The sequence below is a fragment of the Ruegeria sp. P10 genome (assembly GCF_056534925.1).
Genome location: NZ_JBQERJ010000026.1, coordinates 1 through 2,354, shown reverse-complemented (window position 1 = coordinate 2,354; position 2,354 = coordinate 1). Strand labels below are relative to the sequence as shown.

The following is a 2,354-nucleotide window of genomic DNA, read 5'->3' as shown; positions in this document are numbered from 1 at the left end:
CCCCCGTCAACCGCGTCGACAACGCATACGGTGACAGAAACCTCGTCTGCACATGCCCCCCAATGGACGCATACGCAGACGCCGCGGAATAGGGAACCGGGCGTAGCAATCCGCGGTTTGCCCTAGCGGATTGAAATCCGAAAATGAGGGCAGCGTCCAGCGAGGCGCTGCCTCTCGTCAATTCGATGGAGGAACAATGAAACACTATGTCCTCGCAAATGATCGCGCCGACCTGGCAAAGACCGGGCCGGAGGTGCCCGAAAGAATAAAACACATCGATGTTATCCTCAGCGACACCCGGGCGCTGGCATCGGCCGAGATCGTCGTCGAGTTCTATCACGCTCTGAACAGCCTGGTCGAAAACTGCTCTTACGTCGTCAATCTCCGGGTGTCCGGAAATGACTCGGTTGGCGGGCCTCTTTATTGGGCAGGTCGGACGGCGATATTCTGGGGCGACCTGGAGAACAACTGGGACGTCTCCGGTTCGCGCAGAAGCTGGATTTCGCAAGTTCTCAACCTGTCTTCAAGGACCGTTCTGGTCGGTGGAGCTGTCCTGTTGCTGGTGCAACTGGGCAGAGCGGGCCGAAACATCGTCGCGGTTCACCCGAACTTTGCCGCGGCCGCGCTGGAAAGCGGATTGGAAAGCTGCGGTGCGGCAACCCATCTGGCCGCCGACGGGCACCCCCACAGCGCGACCAGCAGACTGAGCGCGTTGCGGTTGTTGTCCGAATTCGTGTCCTTGGATCACGGAGAGCATATTGCGGACGCATTGCGCAGCTATATCGGCCTGACCGAACCTACGCAAAAACACGAAAGCAGGTTGGCCGCCCGGTTAGTGCACAAGGCAAAAGGCGATCTTCTGGTGGTGCGCACTTTGGATGCGATGCAGGAGAACATCGAAGATCCTCTGACGATCTCCGATCTTTCCCGTTTGCTCAAAACCTCGACGCGGCAGCTGCAACGACGGTTCCTGAGCAAAACCGGAGCAAAGCTTCTTTCCACGTACAAGGAGCTTCGTCTGGAAAGGGCGCAGAACCTGTTGCAGTTCACGAACATGTCGCAGATCGAAATCTCGGCAGCCACCGGTTTTTCATCGCCCGTCGCATTGAAACGTGCGTTTCAACGCTGCTACAAAACCAGCCCGGATGATGTCCGGGACCGTCGGTTCACGGGTTCGATGGCCCCGGAAGGATCCTAGCACTTCTTCGGCTTGCGCAACCGGCGATGAAATCGCGTGGGCAGTTTGCCCACGCAACACTGGTTTGGTTCACGCCGCAGCAATCTGGCCTGCCTTTTCCACCAGCACTTCGGCCTGACGGATGGAGGCGTAATCAATCAGTCGACCATCCAGCGAAACGGCGCCTTTTCCGTCTGCCTCGGCCTCGGCCATGGCAACAAGAATTCGCTGCGCCTTGATGACCTCGGCGTCGGACGGCGACATCACCTCGTTCGCCAGCGCGATCTGGCTTGGGTGAATGACCCATTTGCCCTCGCAACCCAGAACGGCGGCACGTTTTGCGGCGGCCTTGTAACCGTCCGGGTCCTGAAAATCGCCAAAAGGCCCATCAATCGGACGCAGCCCGTTGGCGCGCGCCGCAACCACCATGCGGGCCAGAGCATAATGCCACATGTCACCCCAATGGGTCTGGCGACCGTCCTCGGGGTCCGCATCGGTCAAAACAGAGTAGTCCGGGTTCACACCACCGATGATCGTGGTTCGCGCACGGGTCGAGGCCGCATAGTCGGCCACACCGAAGTGCAAGCTTTCATTGCGCTTGGATGCTGCCGCAATCTCACTGACATTCTGCATGCCAAGCGCGGTTTCGATGATGTGTTCGAACCCGATCCGTTTTTTGTAACCCTTGGCGTCTTCGATCTGGGTCACCAGCATGTCGACCGCATACACATCTGCGGCTGTCCCGACCTTGGGGATCATGATCAGGTCCAGCCGTTCACCCGCCTGTTCGACCACATCGACGACGTCGCGGTACATGTAATGCGTGTCCAGACCGTTGATCCGAACCGACATGGTCTTGTTGCCCCAATCGATGTCGTTCAGCGCCTGAATGATGTTCCTGCGGGCCTGTTCCTTTTCATCGGGCGCGACGGCGTCTTCCAGATCAAGGAAAATGACGTCTACATCGGATTTGGCTGCCTTTTCGAACATTCCGGGTTGGCTGCCGGGCACGGCCAATTCACTTCGGTTCAGGCGTGCTGGGGCTTGGTCAATGGAATGAAAGCTCATAGGTTCGGGTCCTTCGTCTTACAGGTTCGGATAGATCGGGAATTTGGCGCAGAGGTCTGCGACCTCGGCCTTGACCTTGGCTTCGACGGCGCCGTTGCCGTCTTCGCCA

General features: G+C 58.5%; 2 protein-coding genes. One reads left to right on the top strand and one right to left on the bottom strand.

Annotated features, from left to right (window positions below; translation table 11 throughout):
- Positions 1-196 precede the first annotated feature (196 nt).
- The gene (locus tag ACR0FB_RS20645; RefSeq protein WP_171725211.1) at positions 197-1,198 is read left to right on the top strand and encodes a helix-turn-helix domain-containing protein; all 1,002 of its coding nucleotides are present in this window, start codon (positions 197-199) and stop codon (positions 1,196-1,198) included.
- Between the two features lie 69 nt (positions 1,199-1,267).
- Here the strand turns inward: ACR0FB_RS20645 and ACR0FB_RS20640 are convergent, their stop codons facing one another.
- On the bottom strand, positions 1,268-2,245 hold the full coding sequence (locus ACR0FB_RS20640; RefSeq protein ID WP_480621767.1) for an HpcH/HpaI aldolase/citrate lyase family protein: 978 nt from the start codon (positions 2,243-2,245) through the stop codon (positions 1,268-1,270).
- Between the last annotated feature and the right edge of the window lie 109 nt (positions 2,246-2,354).

What these genes read in the sequence shown, in the direction of transcription:
- ACR0FB_RS20645 (WP_171725211.1), top strand. Translation starts at nt 197, where the DNA reads ATGAAACACTATGTCCTCGCAAATGATCGCGCCGACCTGGCAAAGACC.
- ACR0FB_RS20640 (WP_480621767.1), bottom strand. Translation starts at nt 2,245, where the DNA reads ATGAGCTTTCATTCCATTGACCAAGCCCCAGCACGCCTGAACCGAAGT.